The 24,081-nt window shown below is 61.6% G+C and carries 16 protein-coding genes; 5 read left to right on the top strand and 11 right to left on the bottom strand.

The genetic code is table 11. The features are described 5' to 3' along the window. On the top strand, positions 1 to 654 hold a 654-nt coding region (locus tag Mspo_RS15360), incomplete at its 5' end, for a transposase (protein ID WP_210252813.1). Positions 655 to 800: 146 nt separating this feature from the next. Here Mspo_RS15360 and Mspo_RS19625 read toward each other — a convergent pair. Next, a complete protein-coding gene (locus Mspo_RS19625; RefSeq protein WP_201281721.1) occupies positions 801 to 1,031 on the bottom strand; it encodes a hypothetical protein in 231 nt (76 codons plus the stop codon). Here Mspo_RS19625 and Mspo_RS20300 point away from each other — a divergent pair. After that, entirely contained in the window at positions 966 to 1,112 is a 147-nt protein-coding gene (locus Mspo_RS20300; RefSeq protein WP_368854813.1) for a hypothetical protein, read from the top strand. The two genes, Mspo_RS19625 and Mspo_RS20300, sit on opposite strands and share 66 nt — an antisense overlap. A 1,306-nt stretch (positions 1,113 to 2,418) precedes the next feature. Here Mspo_RS20300 and Mspo_RS15345 read toward each other — a convergent pair. The 10 genes from Mspo_RS15345 to Mspo_RS15300 form a co-directional block, all read right to left on the bottom strand. Then, positions 2,419 to 3,195: a caspase family protein gene (locus Mspo_RS15345; protein ID WP_159731229.1), complete on the bottom strand. Its 777-nt coding sequence runs from the start codon at positions 3,193 to 3,195 to the stop codon at positions 2,419 to 2,421. 437 nt (positions 3,196 to 3,632) lie between these two features. Beyond that, a complete protein-coding gene (locus Mspo_RS15340) occupies positions 3,633 to 9,179 on the bottom strand; it encodes an ATP-binding protein (RefSeq protein ID WP_159731227.1) in 5,547 nt (1,848 codons plus the stop codon). Next, positions 9,176 to 10,858 carry a hypothetical protein gene (locus Mspo_RS15335; RefSeq protein ID WP_159731225.1) on the bottom strand — a complete coding sequence of 561 codons (1,683 nt, stop codon included), beginning with the start codon at positions 10,856 to 10,858 and terminating at the stop codon, positions 9,176 to 9,178. Before Mspo_RS15335 ends, Mspo_RS15340 begins: the two co-directional genes overlap by 4 nt. Beyond that, complete coding sequence (locus Mspo_RS15330; RefSeq protein ID WP_159731223.1) at positions 10,858 to 14,991, bottom strand: protein kinase; 4,134 nt, start codon at positions 14,989 to 14,991, stop codon at positions 10,858 to 10,860. Before Mspo_RS15330 ends, Mspo_RS15335 begins: the two co-directional genes overlap by 1 nt. Continuing rightward, the gene (locus Mspo_RS15325; RefSeq protein ID WP_159731221.1) at positions 14,991 to 15,977 is read right to left on the bottom strand and encodes a hypothetical protein; all 987 of its coding nucleotides are present in this window, start codon (positions 15,975 to 15,977) and stop codon (positions 14,991 to 14,993) included. Before Mspo_RS15325 ends, Mspo_RS15330 begins: the two co-directional genes overlap by 1 nt. 392 nt (positions 15,978 to 16,369) lie before the next feature. After that, a complete protein-coding gene (locus Mspo_RS15320) occupies positions 16,370 to 18,448 on the bottom strand; it encodes an N-6 DNA methylase (protein ID WP_159731220.1) in 2,079 nt (692 codons plus the stop codon). Next, entirely contained in the window at positions 18,441 to 18,656 is a 216-nt protein-coding gene (locus tag Mspo_RS15315) for a helix-turn-helix domain-containing protein (RefSeq protein WP_159731218.1), read from the bottom strand. Before Mspo_RS15315 ends, Mspo_RS15320 begins: the two co-directional genes overlap by 8 nt. Positions 18,657 to 18,824: 168 nt before the next feature. Continuing rightward, positions 18,825 to 19,235, bottom strand: a complete 411-nt coding sequence (locus tag Mspo_RS15310) for a hypothetical protein (RefSeq protein WP_201281720.1) — start codon at positions 19,233 to 19,235, stop codon at positions 18,825 to 18,827. Continuing rightward, positions 19,232 to 19,465, bottom strand: a complete 234-nt coding sequence (locus Mspo_RS15305; RefSeq protein WP_244613475.1) for a hypothetical protein — start codon at positions 19,463 to 19,465, stop codon at positions 19,232 to 19,234. Before Mspo_RS15305 ends, Mspo_RS15310 begins: the two co-directional genes overlap by 4 nt. After that, positions 19,455 to 19,811, bottom strand: a complete 357-nt coding sequence (locus Mspo_RS15300) for a WGR domain-containing protein (protein ID WP_159731216.1) — start codon at positions 19,809 to 19,811, stop codon at positions 19,455 to 19,457. The genes Mspo_RS15305 and Mspo_RS15300 overlap by 11 nt, the downstream gene beginning before the upstream one ends. Before the next feature lie 258 nt (positions 19,812 to 20,069). On the opposite strand from Mspo_RS15300, the gene Mspo_RS15295 reads away from it, so the two are divergent. From Mspo_RS15295 to Mspo_RS15285, 3 genes are read left to right on the top strand one after another with little or no spacing between them, the layout of a single operon-like run. Next, positions 20,070 to 21,011, top strand: a complete 942-nt coding sequence (locus Mspo_RS15295) for a DUF3991 and TOPRIM domain-containing protein (RefSeq protein ID WP_159731214.1) — start codon at positions 20,070 to 20,072, stop codon at positions 21,009 to 21,011. Continuing rightward, positions 21,008 to 21,937, top strand: a complete 930-nt coding sequence (locus Mspo_RS19620) for a hypothetical protein (protein WP_201281719.1) — start codon at positions 21,008 to 21,010, stop codon at positions 21,935 to 21,937. The genes Mspo_RS15295 and Mspo_RS19620 overlap by 4 nt, the downstream gene beginning before the upstream one ends. After that, entirely contained in the window at positions 21,921 to 24,038 is a 2,118-nt protein-coding gene (locus tag Mspo_RS15285; RefSeq protein WP_244613474.1) for an ATP-dependent helicase, read from the top strand. Before Mspo_RS19620 ends, Mspo_RS15285 begins: the two co-directional genes overlap by 17 nt. Positions 24,039 to 24,081: the final 43 nt, after the last annotated feature.

The raw sequence follows: 24,081 nt of genomic DNA, 5'->3' as shown, positions 1-24,081 counted from the left end.
GCCGTCGTCTCGGCCAGAGCCTCGAAGTCGCGTCCGCTCGCGTCCATCGCAATCCCCCAAAGATCGAATCAGAGGATGCCGAGAGATTCAGCTCAGACGCGTCTTGTCACCTATTTCTTCACCCGATCGCCCTGGCTGACGACAGCTTTTCCCTTTGCACGAAAAACGCAGCGTGTTATCGACCTCGTGAGGTTGTTCGGCCACGCCGCTCGCGGCAGGACAAGCGAGAAGTTGTTGGCGCGGCTAGCGATGCCCGTCAGTGACAATGCAATTCTGCGGCAGCTCAAACGTCATGCAGCTGAACGTCGCGACGGCGCTCCTCTGCGCGCGATCGCGATTGATGATTGGAGCTGGCGCAAAGGCTTCAAATACGGAACGATCATTGTCGATCTTGAACGTCGGATCGTTGCAGACGTGCTCGAAATTCGCTCCGCCAAAGAGACTGCGGATTGGGTCAAGCAACATTCTGAAATCGAAGTCGTTAGCCGCGACCGCTGCGATCTTTACGCACAGGGCGTTCGGCAGGGAGCGCCGCAAGCCCGACAAGTCGCGGATCGCTTTCATTTGTTGCAAAACTTGCGCGAAAGCATCGAGCGACACACGACCCGCGTCAGCCGCGTTGCCGGGCGTCCCCAAATCTCGAGCGCCTTTTAACGACATGGCGCGCCGGCGGCGTCCAAAGGAAGCAGCCAGAGAAGCAACATTGAAAATTCATTGAGTTCCCGGCAGTCGATCCGGCGACCGGCTGGCAAATCTCTCCTGTGGTCGCCGCTTCTCTCTGCATGAAGCCGACACGGCGATTAACGCCCGCCGAGAACGCCAAGGTCATCGTTTTGAAGCGCGCCTCGCCCAGCTTCGTCATCCTGCGCCAACTCGCGATGCGCTTCTGAAGCATTCTGCGCGGCAAAAATCCTGATAAGCTCAATGACTGGCTTCATGAGGCGAAGCATTCCGGGGTGCGCCTTATGCAGCAATTTGCGCGAATGTTGAGCCGAGATATCGACGCTGTCAGGAACGCCATCGTAGAACATTGGAAGCAGCGGCTAGGCCGAGGGGCAAATCAATCGTCTCAAAACGTTAAAGCGCGCCATGTAGGGATGCGCAGGCATTGAACTGCTGCGAGCTCGAATGCTTCCGTTCGAAACAGCCATCTGCACGTAAAGTGACGCAAACCCCGCCAAAATGGCTCCTGGCAATGCCTGCCGGAATCATCGTCCTGATGTTTCCGCAACACTCACAACCACGGCTCTTGACCGAAGCAGCTTGCGGTGGCTTGAGATCAGCACCTGATTGTCGGGATACATCCTATTGTGAGAAAATCACGGTTCGGCAGGCCTTTGGGCGTCTTATTTGAGAATTTCGAGGGAGAACTTCGTTCCCGGACATCCAAATTGAGAAGCGTCCGCGCTCCGAGAGCTACCAGTGCGATCTGATCGAAGCGCCTGAAATACAACGGTCGGCCGACTGTGCGGAGGAAAAGTGCCGGCCGGAAATTCTCGTTATTGATGTCCATTTTCCCGGCGCATCCGCGGCCAATGTTTGGGAGGCCAATTCTCGAATTAAGCGTAACCGGGCGTTCGGTTTTCTCGGTTCACATGTATATTCTCAAATTTTTCCTGCTCGGCAACCCATTGAATTATCCCGGAATTGGTTCTCGTTTTTAGATGTATCCCGACAACGGCGTTCTCGCATTCACCGACTTCGGCATCGAAACTCTCGTCGAGCTCATCGAAATCCACAAAGACCTGAAGTCACGCGCCGGCGCCTGACGCTTCAGCCTATCCCGCCTGCGGCCCACGCCGGATGCTTACGGTTGATGCCCCTCCTGGTCAGGCCGACAGATTCTGAGATCGAGGCTGTCGATCACGTGGTTTCGAAGATCTCGAACTCCCTTCAGAACGTTTTCCGCGTCGCTGAATAGATACGCGCCATTGGGCTGTCGATCGTATTCGTCCGGCAGCGGCCCCCTTACGAATCAGCGCGTTGGGTAAGACACTGTGACTAGCCACAGGATAGTCACAGAGAGCCATGGATCGCATCGAGGTCATCACGTCGGTCGAGCGACGTCGCAAGCACTCTCTCGCCGAGAAGGAGCGATTGGCCCTTGCGGCCGCGGCTCCGGGGGCTAACGTCGTGGAAATCGCACGGGCGGCCGGCGTCGACCCGAGTCTTGTCTATCGTAAGCGGTGCGGCCGTGCCACACCGATCGGCTGTGGACGGCGGGGGCTGGTGTCAATTGGCAGTTCAATCCGGGACTCTGGATGAATGGTCCGATTTGCGGCATTTCATGCGAGATTTTAGCGGTCTGAGTCTCGAATGAAAGGGTATCGCAGTGCCCCGAATTTTCTTGGGCGAAGCCGCATCGCTCTCGAACATGCCTCGGTCGATCGACCGGTCGACGAGTTTCATTTTGAGTGCTCAAAATGTCTTCGCCAGTCTCAATTGGACTGCCCGGGTGGGCACTGCAGTCTCAGCTATCTCATTGAAATCATAAAATGGGCGAGTCCCACCTTGGAGTGCCAATCGACAGCTGCGCAAGGCTTTCCGCATCGCTTCGACGCCGACATTGGTTTCGACGGCGACATTTTGGAAGCCCGCCGAACGGAACAATTCCCCTATCGCCGCCGCGTCGCGCGGCGGGTTGGGCAGCTGCGCAACCGTCTTGTAGGAGCCGTTGCCGATAACCAAAGCGACGCGCTTTTGGGCTGAGGAAGATGATGCGAGAAATGTCGCTGGCGTCGAAGAAGCCACGGAAGGTGCGGCCGAAGTAACGTTCGTAGAAGGAGAGGCGGCGCCACTTTTAGAAAGCTTGAGCTCGACCCGAGCTAAGGCACCCTTGGTTTCCTCTTCGACCTGCCCCCAATCTTCTTTTCCATAGACTTCCACTTGCTTGCGCAAATCCGTCCTGGCAAGCGTCAGGTGCCCCGCCGCTTCATGGGCGACGCCTCGGTAGTAATAGACATCGGGCCAATGCGGATCAAGCTGGATGAGGTGGTCAAAATCTGCGATGGCGCGGTCATTTAGACCTTTCCTACTGTATGCGAGTCCGCGGAGCTCAAAGAGTGGTCTGAATTCGCTAAGTGGAATCGCTATGTCTAAATCGGCGATGGCGCGATCGTAGTCACCTTTCGCATTGTAAGCTTGCGCACGCCAATGAAGCGCATCCACATAATCGTTGCGAAAAATGATGGGCAACGCAGAGGGCTCTGTCGCAAATTTCAAGTAAAGGCCTTTTTCAAGGCCGATTCACACATTTTCGGCGGACTTAACCGATTGATTCGATAGGAGTTTGATATCAGAGGGTCGTTAGTATATGAAAGTATAAATCGATTTTGCGACAGAACCGTTTGGAAAAGGATGTGCCGTATTCCCTATTTGACGTCCTCGTCAACAGGGGGCATCAAGTGTCGCCCCCGCCCTCAGCGCGACTTCTAGCTGCTTCGCATGAGCGCCGGTAGTCACCCGTTCTCCCATCACCGCCGTCATGCGCAGAAAGATCGTCCTCGCCAATGCCTTGTTGCGCGATGACGGGATTGGGCCGAAAAAGCGCCTTGCGCATAACGGATACTCTAGGGATGATAGTGAAGTGATCCAGTGAAGACAGTCGTAACTCGACCGCCAACTTCACTCGGCTACGAGGTAGAAACAGCAGTCTTCGTTCCACCTCCGTGCTGCGTGGCCCTTGGTCTGCATCGAATTTTTACAACCCCTCGGACGAAGGACTCGTCGGTAGCCTTACTTGACCAGACATATGCTTCCCCTGGCCTAAGATTCGACATCTTCTCGGGCGTCAGCGAGCCGAGGGCGGCGTTGGCCTTTTGCAGGTGCTTGAGCCAAGCTGGCGAGTTGAACTTGTGAAGGATGATCTGGCTCGAGAGCTCGATGAGCGAGACAGGCACCGATGGCGGATCTTGGCTGGCGACCATGATGCTTGTGCCCTTGTGGCGCATCTCGCGAACGACTTCGATCAGTCCAGCGACGAGGTCAGGGCTCTCGATGTATTTGTGGGCCTCATCGAATACGACGAGCTTGTTGAACGAGCGCTCGACCCCCGTCTCGTCGCGATACTTCGCGTCAGCGAAGAGCTCTAGGAGCACAACGAAGAGGCCGAGTGCCTCGTCTTTCTCGATGAACTCGTCGCGGAGGTCGACGATGATTAGGCGACCGGGTCGGATCTCGTCTTTCAGGCGAACCGAGTCGTCGATGTACTCGCTCGCGAGTTCGAGCCGTATCTTCGCCATATCCTTCAGGTGGTCCGGCAACGATGAGGCTTCGATTCCCCGGTTCAACCCCTCGAGTGTGAGGTCGTCACGCAGCGACTTCATCAAACGGTTAAGCTGACGAATGTAGGTCGCTTGGTTGCCGACGGCGCCCATGAGGAAGCGCCAGTGGGTCGTCTGCAGCTCCGCGGCACTGAATTTCAGCGGGAGGATCTCAATGCCCGGGTACTCCCGCTTGCGTTCCTCAAGCTTGTCTGCAGGCGCCAGAAGCAGGACGTCAGCGAGCGAGCACGGCTCGGCGCCGAAGGTCTCCTTCAACGCCTTCACTTGAGCCGCCTCGCTGTTCGGTGCGACCATCGAAGTGAACTCCGGCCGGTAGTCCATCGTCGGGCTGTAGTGGAAGATGACCGTCGCGAGCGGCCGGGGAAGGACGTTGATGTTCGGGATATGTAGCGAAGCCATCTCGGCGATTGTTCCGAGCGTGTAGCTCTTGCCGCCCCCCTGGACACCGAAGAGGCTGATAGTATGAGTCTCGTTGAGATCGATTGCGACGCGCCGCCCTGAGACGTCGCCGAGGAGACCGTACTGGGGCGAGTCGCCAGTGACGCCAAGCATTATGTCGTAAGCGACGGAGGGCGCTGGCTTCGGCTTGGCGCTAGGATCAGCCTGTGGCACCTGCGTTGCCGGCCGCTCGGGAGACGCCGACACGGGCGCCACATCGGCGGTAGGAGCCACTTTAGGAAGCGCTGCGAGGAGAGCATCCGACTCACTCCGGCGCTCTAGGGCCGACACGGCGGGCGCGGGCTGGGGAGCGGCGGATGTCGGCGACGGCGGCCGGACATTGGGATGGTTGTCGCCCAACTCCTCCCACGACACCGAATGGTCGCGCGGCGAGCCGAGGAAGGCTGCCACGTTGAGGGTTGGCACAGAGGGCGCACGCTCGCGGCGGCGGCGAACTTCACTGACGCCTCGTGGAGGCGGGCCACCGCTTGGACCGCCGGTCCCGGAGCTGGAGCTAATGCTCGCCGACGTCTCGGCGTCCGGCGCGGCAGCTTCAACGAGCTGTCGAATGAGGTCGATTCCGATGCGGTGGTACTCGATGCCGCTCTCACTATCTGGCGGCTCGGTGCCGGGCTTGGCGAAGTCGAAGATAAGCGCGCTTCGGGTGAAGGTGAGCTGGTAACCGTCATCGAGGGTGTGGACAAAGTAACGAGCCTCGTCTGCAGCTTCGCGGCTGATGGCGCCATAGCGCTCCGCGCGCTCCAAGTAGAACTCTAGGAGCAGCGCGAGTTCGCGCGTCTTGAACGCGCGGTCTGGGCGATCCTCTGGCGTGCGCTGGGGGTCGTAGTGGTGCGCCAGCACCTGCTCGCTCTGGCCAATCTGCTCCGCAATAGTCGACTTGAGCACGTTATATTTCGCGAGGTCGCCAACGCCCGAATAGCACTTCACCTCGACGAGGCGGCACGTGATCGTACGCCTGGTGATATCGAGGTCGAAGAGCCCGAGGTCCGTGCGCCTGAAGCTGACCTCGTCGCCCAGCTCGTTTGCCTGTGCCTTCAGCACGCGATAGAGTTCGATGTGCGCGTCTAGCGGCACGACGACCTGGTTCTCGAAGACGCCCTGGTGTTCCAAGTAGAGACGCGAGAGCGCGAGGCCGAGGGCTTCTGCACGTTGCGTCGGGGATGAGATGAGCTTCAGCGCAAGCCGCCCCGAAAGGGAGCGGAGCTGATCGAGCAGCACCACGGCGTGGCCCCCGTCGGCCTGGAGCCCATATTGCTCGAGCACCGGGCGCAGCAGCGCTTCGAGCTCTGCGACCGAGCGCGAAGTGATCACGAGCCTGTGTCCCAGCGTACTCGCCATATCTGGCGAGTGGTCGATGAGGTAATCGGGGCGCGTTACGTGACCGCCGTGGTCGAAGAATTCGATGCCGAGGTTCCGATCGAGGGTGAACACCCAGTCGCTCACCTCGTGGACCTGATGCAGGAGCGCGCGGTCATCGGGGCCGAGCGCGAGGCTTACCACGGGCCGCAGGTCGACGCCGCTCTGGCCTGTGGCGATTGTGGCCGTAGCACTCGACATCGCGGCGGCAAGGCTGCCAAGCAGATCGGAAAGCTCGTCGGCATTCTCGATCGGCTTCGCCACGCTATGGCGAGGCTGGCGCCGCCACGCAACGGTCAACTCGTCCTCGTGGTACTCGGTCGCGAACTCCTGCACGAGGCCGTGGAGGAAGGCGGTCGCGTGGCGCGGGTCGGCCTTGCGTGCGGCCACTTCCTCGGCCGGGAACACATCGAAGAGCAGCGACAGGTGCGCTGAGTGCGTCTCGGGGCTGCTGCGAAAGTCCTTTGTAGCGCGCACCGCGAGGCGCAGCTTCGGATGGAGGTGCGTCTCGGCTGGGATGGAGAACGCGTCCGTTTCACGCGCGGCGGTTCCGCCGTCGGTCGTCAGCAGCGTCGCGATCCCCTCGCCGATGCCCGGCGCGTCGGGATCGGGCACGAAGAGCCGGATGTCGTAGCGGAGGTCGGCAAACGCCGACTCCTTCTGCAGTTCGATGAGCATGTCGCCGAGGACGCCCGCGCGGCCAGGGTTGAAGGCGTTGATGGTGAGTGTGCGAACATAGGGGTGCTGCACCAGGTAGCGGCGGACACGTGACGCGAGGTACGAGCCATCGATGAGCGCGCCGCCAATGGCCGGCTCCGGCAGGGCGAGCGCGATGCACACCTCGCCGATGAGCCCGCGTGGATCCTCTTCGTTCGACGCCGCGAACAGCGTCCAGAACGGGTTGATGCTGTCGACTGCGGTCAGGACGTGTCCGGCCTCCGTGGGGATAACCGGCGGGAAGCTCGTCGGCGACAGAAGTCGCAGGAGGGCTTCGCGCGTCGGGACCACATACTCGCGTGGCGCGGTCCGTGCCGCCGCAACCCACTGGGCGCCGAGTTTTGCCCACGCGGCGAACCAAAGCGCCCTGAGCGGGTGCGTAGGGGCAACGAGGACCGCGTCGCGGCGGCGGCCACGGTAGTCGACGATGGAAAGGAGCACTGAGTCGAGCGCGAGCACCTTACGCAGGTCGGAGAAGGCGCGCTGCGAGTCACTCTTCGCGGTGCCCTCCGCCCGCTGCATGAGATCGGCGAGCAGCTCAAGGTACGCCTCGGCGTAGTCTCTCGCGAGGTCCGACTGGGCACCAGCGTCGATACCCTGAGTGATGAGCTCCGAAGTGCCGCACCGTACCGCTTCGAAGTAGCGGCCGCGTGCCCCGAGGAAGCGCTCGGAAGCGAGTCCCAACGGCCAGCCGGTTACCTCGCCCGTGCTCGTGCCGGGCACGCCGAGGTTCAGCGGAATGCGCCAACTGATTGGGCCATCCGGCGCGGTGAGGATCTTCTGCTCGATGCTCTTGAGCGTGCGCGAGACTGGGACGTGTACCGAGCCTTCGCGTCCAAGCTTCACCTCGAGCATCTCCGCACCCGAGACATGGCCCTTCGTCTTCTCTGCCCAGGCGGCATGCCCGAATACGACGGCCGTCGGGTCACGGTCATCGAGGATAGCGGTGAACTGCGCGCGAAAGAGAGCGTGCAGTGCACTTAGCTCACGAGGAACCGCTCGTTGCACAGGCTCGATCACAACCTCAGCGTCGGGTAGGACGTAGAAGAGGTCGCTCTCGTTCGGGCCAGGCAGCGCCGATTCAGTGTCCGCGCTCCACGCCACGGCGAGGCCATTCAAATCGACGAGAGGGATGAAATCTCCGCTCTCAGTCTGCGCGAGCACGCGAACGAAGTGCCAGCCTTCCTCCCACTCGATCTTGTTCAGCGCCAAGAAAGAGATGGTCGCCCTGTCGGTCGCGGTCTTCCATGCGGCCTTGCTGCGTACGAGGCCTATGGGGCCGTGTTCCTTCGAGATGACCTGAGCGACGAATTTGGCGAGGCCCTGCACCCTCGTCGGATGCGGTTCGACCCGGAAGGCGACGTTGAATTTCTTCAGGCTGCTGACCGGCAGGATCCGCTGCCCGATGAGTTGTGCGAGAGGCTCCTTGGTCTCATCGTCGTCGACGATCGGAAGGTCTGTCTGTACTTCGCCAATGAAAACCGCGTCCGGCTGAATGCCGCCGTCCTCGAACTCCCATTTGTTGAAGGCAAGGGGCCAGAGCGCTCGGTCGACGACAATACGGCGCGCCCACTGCCGTGGGTCGTCGGTGCCCGTCTCCGCGAGGAAGTTGCCGAGGCAGTTGCGGACTGCGCGCTTAACGATGCCCAACTCCCCAACACGTCCTCGCTCAGACCGCGGAGACCAGGTAAGCTTCTCGACGCACTCGCGGTTGCGAAACAGGCGGTGCGGTGCCTTTTCCGGCGGCGCTAGCCACTCGAAATCGGGCACGAGCCCAATTTCGTAGAGCGAGGCGCCGATGGCCTCGGCGTCGTTGCCGTTGACCTTCGCCGTCAGCAGGAAACGCGTCGTCGAGAGCGCATCCGCGAAGGTCCACGGGCTCTCGGAGTCACGGAGCTGCCGCAGGGATTCTTGAACGGCCCCGCGCAGAACCGGCGTGATCTCGCCGATGAGCCGCTGAATGAGCATCTCATAGAGCCCGATAATCGAGACCTCCTCAAACGTCGCGACGCCGAAGGAGTCCTCGGCCGAGGCGCGCACTTCGCTCGGGACGAACACGAGGAGTGGCTGACGCTGTGTGCCGTCGGCGTGTGGGTTCCGCAGCTCGACGAGCTTGGTACTTGTTACCGAGAATTCGGCAGGGATAGGCAGCGTGCCATTAGTGAGTACGACAACCATAGTGCTCGGCAACTCGGCGCGTAGGCGGGCGCAGAGACGAATCATCAATTGGACGTCGAGGTCACCAATACGCATGCAGTGCCCTGCCTCGCGCGAGCGAAGCTGCTCCACGAGCAGTGGCACGGCGACGTTCTCAAGTTCGACCGTAAGTTGCGTCGGAGAAAGTTCCTGGAATCCCGCGCTCAAGGCCGACCTCCCGCAGCCGTATCATCGGCGGCGATGCGATACCTCGGTGTGATGGTCTGCGTGACGTACGCATCGGAGAGGTCTTGGTAGAAGCCGACTTCGCGGAGTCGTCCGATGAAAGCGCTGGTGTTATTGCGAAGCGCAAGGCGGTCGTTGATGCTCGTCGTCAAGAAGCCATCACCTCTAGGCAGTTGATCGATGAAGATGCCGTAACGCTCTCGCAAGAACATCAGCAGCTCGTCGATCCGCAGCTCGCCCGTGTGGAAGCCGGCAGTGCCGCCCGGCTTCATTACGGCGATCTGAAGCAGCACCTCTAAGAGCCGGCTATCGAGGACGAAGCGGCGAGGCGCGTTCTTCGTTCTGCCCTGTGCGAGAGCGGCGCCGGGCCGGTTTTTGAGAAGTAGCGAGTCGAGGCACTCGACGATGTACTGGCGATGAAACCGGCCGCGAAGGGCGACGATCATCTCGATGTAGGCGTCGAACTCGGATAGCCCCATCTCCGTGACCGCCTTCAACTCTGGATCGAGCACGGCGTCTTTTGCGCCCGACGTCTCCTCCACAAGACTCGATATGCGCTGACCAAAGAACTTCTCGCGCTCGGCCTTCAGCGGCGCATCGAGGAGTTGCAGAACCTCTCCCACCGAGAACTCACCGCCCGCCGGCTTCGGTAGTTTGCCACGACGAACGAGGTCGGTCGCGAACTCGTCGAGCTTCTTCGTCGCGAAATAGGCGCGCACAAAGGTCGGGATGCGCCGATAGTGGGTGTCGGCGCTGCGTTGCGCGAGCGCCGCCATCGGCGTGCCAGGTTGGCCTGCGACGTCGACGACCATGCCCAAGCGATAAGGGCAGTCGCCGAAAGGGTTCTCGGCGCTTTTCGGGTTCATCGGGCATGCGCCGGTCGCGCACGTCGGGTCTGCGCCTTTGCGGTGCACTAACGCAGGCAAAAGCTTCAGGAGCCGCAGGTGATAAAGCCCGAGGTGGAAGGCGATGAGCACCTTCAGGTACTCGACCATCACCGAGCGCGGGATGAAGCGCTGGTAGAATAGCAGGCGCTGGGTGTCCTCGGCGAGCAGGTCTGCAGCGCCTACGCACAGCGGCGCGAAACTCTCGCGGCCGGAACTCGTGTCCGGCGCATCCTCGACCTGATCCAGCAGCCGTAGGAGTGCCTGCGTCTCGACGTCGAGGGCGGCCGAGGCGTCGGACCTCCCGGTGACCTTATCGTGGCCCTGGAAAAAGAAGTGGTTGAGGTGCTCGATCGCTTTCTGTCCGGCGCCATTCCGAGCGCCATATAGCGTTTCGAAGAGGTGCTGCGCGGCACCGTAGTCACGCGAGTGCTTAGGGTTGCGGAAGCGGTAAGTAAAACCATGCAACGGCCTCGGGGCGGCCACCGCCTGGGTCGGCTTCCCTCGATTCACGACGTCAAGTAGATGTGTTTCTACCCAGCGTGCGAGGACATCAGGGTGCGCCTGGAACCCCGTAAACCACTCCGGGTGCTCCATGAATTCCTCGACGAAGCTTTCGACGGTTAGTTCCACCTTGCGTCGTAGGCGGCTCGGGAAGCCGTTGTGTGCGAGCCGTGCGAAAAACGCGGTGAGCACGCGGTCCATCTCAAGGTGCTTGAAGTCGAAGTAGCTGATCTTAGGCAGACGGAACTCGCGATCTCGCTTGGACAAGGACATCAGACCGTTCCCCCGTCTGCGCGAGTCATCTCAAGGCGACCGTCTGCGTGCCGCGTGATGCGGTAGAAGTCATGGCCAGACGTGCTAAGCATTACCTCCTGATAAGGCGCAGAGCCGAGCAGGTTCTTGAAGACGGCGAGGCTCAGGTAGTGACCCTGTTCCTCCTCCACGCTGGGTCGGTAGCCCTCGTTTAGGCGCTTGAGCATCTCGTAGACGTCTAGCGAGATGATGAGTTCGGCATTGAGCCCAGCCTTGTCCTCGTAGCGAAGCACGAGGCCCGTCGGCATATGCTCAACGAAGCGAGAGCGCGAAGCCTGGTCGGCGAGAGCCAGCGAGAAGCGCTCGCGATGGTAGAGCCGATAAGAACGAATGCTGCCGCCTTCGACCTGCCGCACCTCGAGTGCGACGTGATTGCCGATGCGTTCAGGCCTCGTGAACCCTTCGCCACGATTGATGGCGACGAGCAGCGAATCGAGCAAGCCCTCCGGCAAGCGGTCACCTCGCACGATGGAAAGCAGCTCATCGGCCATCTTGTATGGCAGCATGGAGCGCCAGCCCGCGTCGCGGCGCTCGAAGAACGTGCGTCGTCGGGCCATCGCGACGAAGCGCCTGTGAGCCTTCGCGCGGTGGCTGCTCGCCCGGCCTGAAACGTCGCGCGGAAGCTCGTCGTAAAGGCTGCGGAGGATCTCGCGGTCATAGTTGCCGCGCCGTTCGAAGCGGAAGAGCGTCCGGTCCTCGGTCGGCGAGACAAAGTCAAGCGCGCGGTCGAGGCGCGGATCGTCTGCTTCCGCGACGTCAATCTCGGACAGCAACGCGAGGAGACGGTCCGCGTTCGGCGAGTCTCCGCCTCTCCAGCTGTTGAAGTAATACCCCTGAACTATCTCGTCGCGTTGTCCTGTCCGGTAAAGCTCGTGAATGCCGTCACAGTCGTGCGTGCCGACGAGCATGAACGCGAGCGCGGAGCGCAAGTCGCGCAGCGTGATATGGAGCCGGCCGCGCAGATGAGTGACCGAATAGATGTTCTTGATCCGCTCGATGACATGCGGGCCCGCCGTCTCATCCTGGATCGTCTGGGCGTTGTGAAAGGCGTAGCAACGGTCCTTTAGGTCGCAGCCTTGGCACGGCTCCCAGAACGTCTCGTGCGTCATGCGACGTAGCAGTCGCTCAAAGATCGAACCGTCGAAGCCCGTAAGGTCGGTTACCACGCTGCGAAGGTTGAGGTTCACGACTGCGACGCCCTCGGCGGGCTCGCCCGTGCGAAGCCCCTCTTTCACGAATGTCCCGAGCGCGGCGAAGTGGGCGCGGTTCGCCTCGAGGAAGTCGACGAGGCGCCCCTCATTGATGGCGATGAGGCGCGTCTCCTTTGGCGCACGCCATTTGGTCGAGTCATTCCCTTTGAACGGAGCGAGGAAGGCACGAAGGACATCGTCGTTCTTTTGTGCGCCCTCGTCCTGGCTGCCGTCGTAGTTCGACAGGAACGTGCGTCCACGCAGCTCAAAGCGTGCACCGTTCGGCAACGAATCGTCGACGGCGGCCCGCTCGTCCGCCGCGCGGCGCTCGAGCTTTTGGAGGAATGCCGTCTTTCCGTCACCGGCGTTGCCCGAGATGATTACGAGCGAGAACTCGCCCGACAGCACGGACGGTATGAGGTCGCGATCGAGTGCGGTCTCGACGTAGGTCTGCTCGCTGATAACGTCGAGACCGCGTGTGCCGGAATTGTTTTGCTTGCTCTGGCTGTAAACCGTCAACAGGTGACGGACGTACGGGTTGGTGTTCGGCGGGACCGGCACGCCCGATCCGGCGATGCTGCCAACGCCCCGGAGCGTCAATGATCGCGTGACGGGCTGGGGGGCACGCCGCGCGGCGGGGACATTTGCAAGAGCGCACCGCAGGTCCCGAGCGGCTGCGAAACGCTCGGCGCGCTTCGGCGCGATGGCCTTGAGCATGACATCTACGAGCTCAGGCGCGAGATCGCTAAGGTTCGAGAACTCGCGCGGATCACTCGCTGGCACGCCCGGCAGCGGAATTTGCGCGTCCCATGGGTAGCGTCCGGTTACCGCCTCGAAGAGAGTGAGGCCAAGCGCGTAGAGGTCGCGGTCTGCAAGATCGCTCGCGGACGGGATCGCGTCGAGATCAAGGTCCGGGGGCAGGTAGCGACGCGAGCCGCCGCCACGACGCTCCTCATCCTTGGCCGCCACGGAAACGTTGAAGTCGATGATCTTGGTTCCACGCCCAGTCCAAAGAAGGTTGCGAGGCTTGATGTCGCAGTGGAAGACCCCGTGCTCATGCAAATGTTCGAGGCCACACGCCACGTGCCGCCCGAGTTCCAACGCGTCCTCGCGGGTGAGCGCGCTATTCTCGATCATCTCTCCGACGTCAAAGCCATCGATGAACTCGAAGACGATGAAGGGCGGACCGCCTGGAATGAAGTCGGCGTCTATCACCTTCACCACGTTTGCGTGCTCGGGGATTTGAAGAAGTGTCCTATATTCCTTCTTGAGCCGCTCGACCGTTGAGACGCGGTCGCGCAGGACCAGCTTCATCGCACGGGAAACGTCGCCAAGCGTGTCGATTACCTTGTAAGCAACGCCGAACGACCCTGGTTTCCCTAGTCGCCTCTCAATGACGTATTTAGCGGTGAGCTGTGTCTGCGCCTGCAGGTTTGCATAATCCAGTTCTGGCGCATCGGGTTCCCGTTCCGCCGAAGAAGGGGAGGCATTTTGCACCTGCGCCGATGCGACGCCCTCGTCGAGGAGGGACGTCAACTCGCTTAAGGCCCATTCAGCTGCCGGACGCTTGCTGGGCTCGAAGGTGCAGAGCTGCTGGAGCCACGCGTCAAAGCTCTGTGGGAGATCGGGGCGCAGCTCACTGGGCTTTACGGCAAACACGGCCTTTTGCTCAAAGAGCTCCATGGTGGTCTTGAAGGGAGGCTCGCCCACAAAGAGCTCATAAAGCACTAGGCCGACGCTGAAGATGTCAGAGAAGGATGATGCCGCCCCTGGCTCGCCATGAATCTCTGGGGCCATGTATTTCGGCTCGAGGTCGTCGACGATCTCTTGCGCGATGGTTCGGCTGTAGTCGGCGCCTGGCCGCGCGAAGTCGAATCCGGTGAGGCGGATGCGGCCGTCGCTACCGACAAGGATGTTCGACGGCGAGATGTTACGATGGACGACCTTATGCGCCTCAAGATGCTCAAGCGCATTCAGGAGGTCTTCGGCAATCCGTATCTTCTGGTCGAACGTAAGTGCAAGCGTTGGCTTTTCGATATGGAGGCGCAATGCTTGTCCGGGAGTGTCCTCGGTGACGAGGAAGTACCGATCCTCCGCTTCGCTCGGGAAGAAGTCCCGTACGGCGACGATGCTGGGGTGCCCGGGCATCGAACTGAGAGCGCGATACGCGTTCGAGATAAGCAGGCGTTGCTTCTCGCGTTCCGCTTGTGGCTTGTACGGGTCGGCCTGATATGCCCGAATGAGCCCGGTCGCCTTCTGCCCGGCATAGGCATTAAACGCACGGTATTCGACGTAGCTGTCGGTGCCTCCGAGCCTCTCGGTGACCTGCCAGCTTCCGAAACGCAGCGGACCGGAGCGCGCCTTCGCCACGCCCTGGATCGCCTTCATTACGATCTTGTGGTGCGCGCCGATGTTCTTCGACCTGCCTGCAGGGAGGCGCGTGGTATTCTGGAAGAACGCCGCCGCCTTTTTCAGCGTCGTGACGTTCTGCGCATCGCGGCCTCCTTGGTCCACGAGCGTCGCGTCGAGAGCCGTAAGCACGACAACCGCGTCGACATAAATGTCCTCGAGGTCTCGGCGGCCTGGTTGGCTGCCTGTGATGACGCCTTTGATGGCGCGCGCGTGCCCGCGCAGCTTGGCGAGCGGCGAACTGAACGGCTGTCGCCCCTCCGGATACCATTTGGGTCCGTAGACATCGATCAGCCCGCGGGTGCCCTTGACGTCTACGAGGTAGACGGCATGCGGCGCGATAATCGCGATATCGACCTCGAAGGCTTCGTCGTCGCGGGGCACCTCGAAGTTGTGTAGGATAACGTAGCTCGTTGGCAGGTGATCACGCAGGAAAGCGATAGCCTGGCGTTCGGCCTCGTTTACTGGCTCGCCGATGGGGATCACCGTGGCCATCAGTTCGCCCCGCCTTCGATTGCGTCTTCTACAATCCGTACGGCGGTGCGCTCGGCGTGGATAGCACGCGTATGTGCATGCACAGCAGACCCAACCAGCCCGCAAAGGTGGCTACGTTTCGCATTGTCGAACCAAGGCACCTTCAGGTCAGCGAGCAGCTCGCAGTCGAGGCTGGGAATGGAAGATCCGAATGCCGTTCCGATCGTTGCGAGGTAGCCCGGTTCAGACGCAAGGACCGCCCAAAGGAAGAACGCATCTTCTTTCGATTTGCACCTCACTCGAACTAGGTGCTCGGATGCTGCATGCCCGTAGTATGTTGGGAGCGGCAGTTCAGCGCGACCGATAATTCCACCTAGCTGTCCACTGCGTGGAATTAGCAGGTCCCTCTCGGATACTATCAGCTTATCGAGGTGAGGTGTTCTCCGTGTTGAAATTGAATATTCCCCAGTGGGATCGAGTCGGAAAACCTCGGATGAGGAAAGAAAAGGAACTCCGAATGACGGATCATCAACCTTCAAGCGCGAACCGCGATTTGGTTCAAAAACCGACTCAACCCTGTTCCCGAGTCGTTCAGCTCCCGACCGATTGAATGACTCTCTCGCTTCGACAACTCTCGGCGTATGGTGGAATGCGTCCATGCGGCGCTCAAGTGTGGAGGCAGAGATCTGCGTGATGTTCGTTGCCGGAGCGGCATTCCATCTGAGCAGTTTTTGAACGTAATTGATGGCACTCAATCGCGACCCAGCAGCTTCATCTCGCAGCCTAGCGGCTTCGTCGATCAGCTCATGCGCGTCAGTCTCAATCCGCTTGTCAAACCGCGGAACTGGGAGGTTCGCGATGTTTTCGGCTTCGATGTGTACAATTATCGACCCGAATGTCCCGCTAACAACCATCGGAACACCGTACTTGGACGAAAGGAATGCATAAAGGTAACCGCTGGCAATTCTATCTGTGTCAGCAACAATCTTCAAGACATCTTGGGACATCGCCAGTGACGCCATACTTGCGCGGCAGTACGCCATGCGCCCGACTGTCCCTGAGCGCGTGACGAGCGTGCTTCCCTCAGGGCATGTAAAAAGGGGATTGTTACGAACTTGAGTTAGCGAGATATACGGCTGATTTGTGAGGTCTGCCCGAAGGATATCTGCGCTTCGCAAAAATGGCACGCCGTGTTCAGGACCGTTTACCCACCGAAGCTTGTCCATGCCTACGTGGTAAATACCAGCCAACCCACCTCGGGTGAGTCCGGCCAGTCTCGTCGTGGTGGTTTTCAATGATTCTAGAGTCTTCTTCGCTTCTATTCCCCCGCGCGTGAATGGACCACAGTCGAATCTATGCCCTTCGTCGACTATCCAAGATATAGGGACACGCGTGGTCTTCATACGCCAGGCTCTGAGTTCTTGGCGCGGAACTCGCGATATGCCTGTGCGATTCGTGGCAGGTCATCGTCAAGGAGCTTTTTCTTTCGGCGTAGTGTTCTTGTAACAAAATGACCATTTGTGCGAATGCGTTCGACCTCCTCAACCTCCTCAAGGAGTTCCTCACCTTCGGGAGTTTTTTTGTATAGCGTGTTGCCGCGCCGATCGAAGCCAACTTTCTCGGCAACGGCCAGGAACACTGGATAGTCAACTTTCCGCCCAAGATCTTCGGCGCGTACTTCGTTATCGGTTTTCTTCTTGAGAAAAATCAGGCTCGTCAATATATTGACATTGGCTTCAACGATAAACACCTCCACCGGGAGGTCGACACTTGCAAGAAGCCAGCTTCGCCGGAGGAGCCACCACCGGAGGTACTCTTGTGCTGGGTTCCCCAGAATTCCGTCGGGAACAACTATTCCCAGACGGCCTCCGGGCTTCAACCAGTGAACGCAGCGCTCGATGAAGAGCACCTCGGGGGCGACGCTGCCCTGGAGCCGTCCTGTGTTCAGAAAGCCGCCGCCTTCCGCGCGCTGCCAGATGTGAGCGAGTTCGAAGTGACGAAGGATGTTTGGGTCGGTAATGGGGATCTCGGAACCAAAGGGTGGGTTCGTCATAATGAGGTCCATTGAGCCAAGCTGGGCAAACTTCTTCGCGTCAGTGATGCCTGGTAAATGGCCAGCGGGAAATTCGAGGGAGTTGATGTTGAAGAGACGAGCCTCGACGTTGCTCGCCATCACCACGTTCATCTGTGCCGCGCGCACGAGGAATTGATCAAAGTCGGCGCCGAACAGATTCTGTTTAACGAATTCGGCGAGACGCTCCTGAATGGAGAGGAAGTCTTGCGTCGACTCAATACCGGGTTCGATGCCCTTTTCTTTCTGAAACCTGCGAGTAAGGTGCGCGAGCGTGGCGATAAGGAAGCCGCCGGTCCCACACGCTGGATCAAACACACGCTCGGTCGGTTGCGGGTCGAGAATGGATACAACGAGCTTGATAGCGCCACGAGGGGTGAAGTACTGGCCGCGATCTCCGCGTAGGTTCGCGCCGACGATCTCCTGGTACGCGGCGCCCTTCGCGTCGACGTCGGTGCGGCCAAAGTCGTACTTGGCCAACTCCGAGACCATAAACGCGAGAGCACGGTCGGAGAGCGTGATCTCTTCATTGCCACGGAAGACGGTCGAGTACTTCTTCTTCACATCGGCGAACAGCGGCTCGATCCGATTACGGATCGCCTTCTGCCCCGCAGGATCGAATTGCTCGTCGATGAGTTGGCCGTTCTTCTCGAAGCGGCCGGCCCAGAATCGGCGCGCCTCATTCGGCTGCCGCTCGTCATACATCTTGGCAAAGATGAGGTAGAGGAATTGCCAGAAGGCCGCGTCCTTCGGCATTCCCTCGTTCCCGTGGATGAAGTTGTGGCACCGCCGGAAGGCCGTGCGCAGCATCTCGGGATCGGCTCGGCGCAGCCTGGCGTGCGACGCGACGTCTCGCGTGCCAATGGACTCGTCCGAGAGCGGCCAGTCGCCGATCGGCTTGAACTTCACGTCGAAGCGTGTGCGCTCGACGCGGAAGAAAAAGAACTCCAGGCCGTTGGTCCAAAGCCCGTACTTGCAGCTCTCACAGGCCGCCATGGCGGCCTTGAGCACGTCAAGGTCCTTTGCTGCGTGCTCGTGGTCACGCATCTTATATGCGCCCTTATCCCCGAGCTTCAGCTCCTTCTGGCAGACGACGAGGCGGCGTACGTTCTCCGGCGTGTGATCGGAGCCTGGCTCAAAAATCGCGATGTCGATCTTCTTGTTCGAGCCATCGACCTTCACCCTGAAGTCCGGCTCCATGTCATCGACCGAGATGCCGTACTCGTGGAACAGAGCGCGGGCAATGCGTTGGCGAACACGCTCCTTGTCGTTCTCAGCGACGGGCTTACCCGTGATGTAGTCAAAGACCTTCCCGTCTTCGATCGTGTCGACGTCGTCGATCGATGCGCCGTCGTCCTGGGGCGCCGTCACCGTCTCCGACTTCGCCGCCTTCCTCGGCTTAGCCATTCTTGCGTTCCTTTTCGCCTAGCTCGTCGGAAGACGCAGCCGCACCACCATCGCGCACCCAGGAGTCGACCTCCTCGCGCTTGAACTTCCAGAAGCGACCAACCTTGTGCCCTGGCATCCCTCTCGAGGTCACCCACGTGTAGACTGTATCCTTGGTTACCCCGAGGTACAACGCGATCTCGTCGGCTGAGAGCCACCGATCAGTCATAAAAGTCCCTCCGAGCTCCCAAATCATCACGCCGCGAATCCTGCCATGCGGGCTTTGAATCGGGTTGAGCTGGTTTATCCCGGTTGAGCGGGGTTACGCCAGCCCCCACGAGGGTGCGTCGACGGACGTTTCTTTCCAGTTCGGATCGGCACGGTAGAGTGATCCCATTCACACTAAGAAATTCAATAACCTATAATGCCAGGCCGCGCATGGACCAAGGCCGATTAACGCGCTGCGACGGCGACGGGCCTTACTGACGCCGGGGCCGCCGGTGATCACGGCCACTTTGGATTGGAGCGCCGTCTCGATCGCTGCGCTCTGCGACGGCGCCAGGGCCTTTCCGGTCCGCTTTTCGACCCAGGGCACGGCCTTTTCCACGTCGATAGCCGGCCAGGGCGGCGAGCCTCGGAGCAGCCCTAGCAGCCGTTCGGCGACCGCGCGCTCCGCGATATGAAGTCCGCGCAGGAAGACGCAAGGCTCGCCGCCGATCGTGTCGCCGACCACTTCCGCGCCGAGGATCTCCAACGCTTGTGCGCCGGAGTGTCGTTCGCGCTGCAGGAGGCGACCGACGACGGTCATTGCGTAAGACCATGAGTGCGATCGCTGCCGCAGACGCCGACGGCGTGAATATATTCGCCGGCCGAGATCGAAGCGGCGTGGCCGACAACCGCCACGAGGTCGCGCTTGCCGCGCGCGTTGACCTTCAGGACGGCGAAACCATTCTCCTCATTGTGAAAAGTCACGCGTTCGACCGAGCCGACCAGCGTTTCCTGCGAAGCGGCGGCATCCGATGGCGGTTCAGGCTTCAAGGCGAGGCCCTGCCGCTTCGAATATTTTGGGGGCGCTCGATATTCTGAGCGTCGCCAGAAGAGGCAGCGCCGCCGGCGACGCGTCGACGACGCGATACTCGACCCCGCAGCGCCGAATGGCGCCTTTCCGGCGGCGCAGACCGTCGCGCACATAAGCGCAGGCCTCGTCCTCCGACGCGAATTCTCGCGCGAATGTCCGCCCCCGGCAGCCGATCCGGCCGAATGACACGCGCACCATCCATTTTCCGAACAGATCGCGCCCCGCCTCGATGCGCCAGGCCCGATGGCGGTTCGCCTCCGCATTGCGGCCCTGCAACAGGATCGCGATCTCGTCCATCGCCGCCATGCCGGCCCTCCATGCCCGCCCGCTTCGCATTCGCACACAAGTGAATCACGAATGGGAATCCGGAGCAAAGGAAGAGGGAACATGGCTACCGCTAGCGCCGACCACGCCGACAAGGGTTCGTCGCCGAGCTCCCGCGCGTTCCGCGCGCCCTTGCGGCGCGGCCGCCTCGCGGTCTGCCGACGGCGTTTTGGGAGAGGAAAAGGAGGATTCGAGGCCTCCGGCCCTTCCCGTGAAACCCGAAGGGAGCGCCGCGAGACCATGAGACATGACGAGGAGATCGAAATCTTGCGCGCGCGCACGAATTGCGCCGCGCTGCTGGAGCGCTCGACGCCGCCATGGCGGCTCGATCGCCGAGAGAGCACGAAGCATTGCCTCAAATATCGGCGCGGGCGGGGAGAAATCCTGATCGTCAATCACGAGGGCCGCGGTTGGTGGGATCCGCAGAGCGACGCGAAGGGCGACGTCTTCGATCTCGTGCAGCATCTCGAACCCGGCCTGAATTTCGGCGAGGTCCGCAAGGTCCTGCGCCGCTTCACCGGCATACAGCCGAGTTTTCCGGCCGCCGACATCGAAAGGAAGCGCTCCCCCGATCTCCCGCTCCCGATCAGATGGGCGCGCCGCCCCCGGCTTCGGCGAGGCTCGCCGGTCTGGCGGTATCTCACCGAGGAGCGTCGCCTTCCCCAGAGCGTCCTGGAGACGGCCCGCGCCGCCGACGTCGTGAGAGAAGGGCCATACGGAAGCGCCTGGTTCGCGCATCACGACGATCGACGCAACGTCACCCATATCGAAATCCGCGGACCGGATTTCAAAGGATCGGTGCGAGGCGGCGACAAGATCCTGTTCCGCTTGCCCGGCGGTTCGGAGCCGCCGACGCGCTTCGCCCTCGCCGAGGCGCCGATCGACGCGCTCAGCATCGCCGCCTTGGAGAACATTCGCGCCGACACGCTCTATGCGGCGACCGGCGGGGGCATGGGTCCGAAAACGATCTCTGAGATCGAGGCGATCGTCGCTCGCCTCGCGCACGTCCCGGGCTCGCGCTTTTGCAGCGCGGCCGACGCCAATCTCGCCGGCGACCGCTACGCGGCCCGCCACCAGCTGATCGCCGCGGCTTCCGGCGTCGCCTTCGAGCGATTACGGCCGCCCGTCGAGGACAGCGACTGGAACGACATGCTCGACCAACGAGAAAGGACGAAACAATGACATCGCATCGCGCCTGGATGGTGCTCAAATCGGGCGGGCGGCTCGACCTGCTCGATCCGAAGCCGGACGCCTGGACCGACGAGGATTTGGCGATCGGATTGTCGCGCACCTATCGCTGGGGCGGATATTCGGCATGGGACCTGCCGCTCAGCGTCGCCCAGCACAGCCTCGCCGTCCTGGCCCTGCGCGAACGCGAAGGAAAGCTCGCGCCCCGTGAGGCTCTGCGCGAGCTATTGCACGATGCGACCGAGGCGTTGGTCGGCGGCTTCGATCCGATCATGCCTTTGAAGCCGCATCTCGGCGAGGGCTTCGCACGGCTCGATCGGCGGCTTCAGCGGGCGGTCGATCGACGCTACCGCCTGCCGCCGTGGACCGACGAGAGCTACGCCCTCCATAAGCGCGCCGATCGCCAGGCGGCGGCGAATGAAGCCTATCACATCGTCGGCTGGAGCCGCGACGACATCAGATCGAGCCTACAGATCACGCTCGATCCGCTCGACGAGGACCCCTTGCCCCTGCCGCCCGGCATGTCGCCCTGGGAGCCGTGGCCGCCGAAGCTCGCCAGCGCACTCTTCCTTCAAAGGCTCGGTGAGCTCGGCGACGCGATCGACGTCACCGACACCGTCGACGAACTCGCGATCGACCACACGCTCGTGCAACTGGCCGAAGCCTTCTCCCAGCTGCCCGAGGCGACGCGCCGTCGTTGCCGACACATCCCGACCGGCAGACGGGAACTGGACACGCTCGTTCAGGTCGAAGCCGATGACGGTTCGCAAATCGTCGAGGGCGTCGTCGTCGACGGCGAACGCAACGACACAGGCGCCTTCTACTTCGACGATCACTTCGTCGTCTTCACCACCATCGACACACAACGCGGAGAACTCATCCGCTGCAATGGAGCGAACTGCCATGTCGAGATACTCTGACATCGACCCGCTCGCCGGCATGGAGGAGTGGGACCGCTTCGAGCCCTGCTTCGACGAACCGGCGGCCGAGCATAGCCCATCCGCCGATGCTTTCGACAGAATGGCCGCGACCCTCACGCCGGAACAGGCGCGCGCGGCGGCGCACACAGGGCCGATCCTCGTCCTCGCCGGAGCCGGCACCGGAAAGACCTCGACGCTCACCGCCGCCGTCGTGCATCGTATCGCCGTCGACCGCATTCCGGCCTCGCGCATTCTCGCCGTCACCTTCACCAACAAGGCCGCGGCCGAGATGGCGTCGCGCATCCGCGCCGCGCTCGACGGCCTGGCGGCGCCCTCCTGGCTCGGCACCTATCACGGGCTCGCCGCACGCCAGCTCCGCGACGCGCCAGAGATCGCCGAGCTACGGCCGAATTTCGACATTGTCGACGCCGACGACAGCCGCCGCTTCGTCAAGCGCGTCATGAAGGCGCAAGGCCTCGACGGCGAGGAGAGCGGCGACGCCAATGCGCGCGATCCGCTGAAGATGATGTGCAACCGCATCGCGAAGTTCAAAGACAATCTGATCACGCCGGCCGGCGCCGCCGCCTGGGTCGAATCCAGGATCGCCAAAAGCGATCATTCCCGCGACCCGATCGATCCCCATGCGCTGCGCGCCGCCGTGCGCGTCTACGCCGATTATCAGCGCGCCCTGCGCGAAGCGAACGCCGCTGATTTCGGCGACTTGCTATTGTGGCCGACCCTCGCCATGCGCAAGGACGACGCCTATCGCGCGCGCTGGGCGTCGCGCTTCGACTGGCTCGCCGCCGACGAATATCAGGACGTCAATTTCGCCCAATACAGCTGGCTGAAGTCTTTTGCGGCAGCGCATGGGCGTGTCTTCTGCGTCGGCGACGACGATCAGGCCATTTATGGGTGGCGTGGCTCTGATATCAAGTATATCCGTCGTTTTCATCAAGACTTCCCGAGCTCTGAACGAGTCAGGCTCGAAGAGAACTTCCGTTCGACCGGACACATACTCGCCGCCGCCAATGCGGTCATCGCTCGCGACAAGAAACGTCTCGGCAAGACACTCTACACCCGAAAGGAGGCGGGCGAAAGAATAGAGATCGTCGCCTATCGCGACGCCCAGGCCGAGGCCGCCGGCGTCGTCGAGGAGATGCTCGCCCGCCACGCCGAGGGAACGGGATGGCAGGAGATCGCCATCCTCTATCGCAGCTCCTTCCTGTCGCGCGGCTTCGAAGAAGCCTTGATGCGCGCGCGGATTCCGCATGTGATCGTCGGCGACGTCGGCTTCTATCAGCGCGCCGAGGTCAAGGACGCGCTCGCGCTTCTGCGTCTCGCCGCGACGCCCGACGATCGTCAATCGGACGAGGCCTTCCGTCGCGTGATCAACGAGCCGCGCCGCGGCTTCGGCGCCAAGGCCATGCAAGCGGTCGAGACGGAGGCCTCCTTCCGCAATGTCTCGCTGCTGCGCGCCCTGGACACCGCCGAGCTGCCGGCCAAATGCCGCTCCGCCGGATTGCAGTTCGCCGACCAGCTGCGCCGCATCGGCGAGGACCGCTCGCACACGCTCGCGGATCAGATCTCGCTGCTTCTCGACGCCAGCGGCTATCGCGCCATGCTGCGAGACAGCAAGGCCGAGAGTTCGGAGGATCGCCTCCAAAACCTGCAGGAGCTGATCGCGCTCGCCGGCGAGTTCCACACGGCCCGCGAGCTTCTCGACCACGCGGCGCTCGCCACCAGTCGTCCCGGCGAGGACGAAACCGACCGCGTGCGCCTGATGACGCTGCACAAGGCGAAGGGCCTCGAGTTCCCGCATGTGTTTCTTCCTGCCTGGGAGGCGGGCGTATTTCCGTCCGACTACGGGGACGGCGATGAGGAGCGCCGGCTGGCGTACGTCGCGCTGACGCGCGGAATGCGCCGCGTCAGCATTTCCTACTGCGCCTTCCGGCGCGGCTTCGGAGCGCCGTCGCTCTTCGTCGACGATATCCCCGATGAGCACAGCGTCAGAGGACGCCTGCGCGATGCAGAGCGGCGCCGTGGGGCGCCACGCCAGCCAGTCGATTGGCGGAAGCTCCCGAGCCATTTGCGGCGACCGTGAGCAAAGGCCGGAAGAAGGAACGAGAACCGAAAATCATTGAAGA

This window comes from Methylosinus sp. Ce-a6 (assembly GCF_009811655.1).
GTDB lineage: Bacteria > Pseudomonadota > Alphaproteobacteria > Rhizobiales > Beijerinckiaceae > Methylosinus.
Note: the sequence above shows the minus strand (reverse complement) of the source record. Positions and strands in the feature narration are given on the sequence as shown.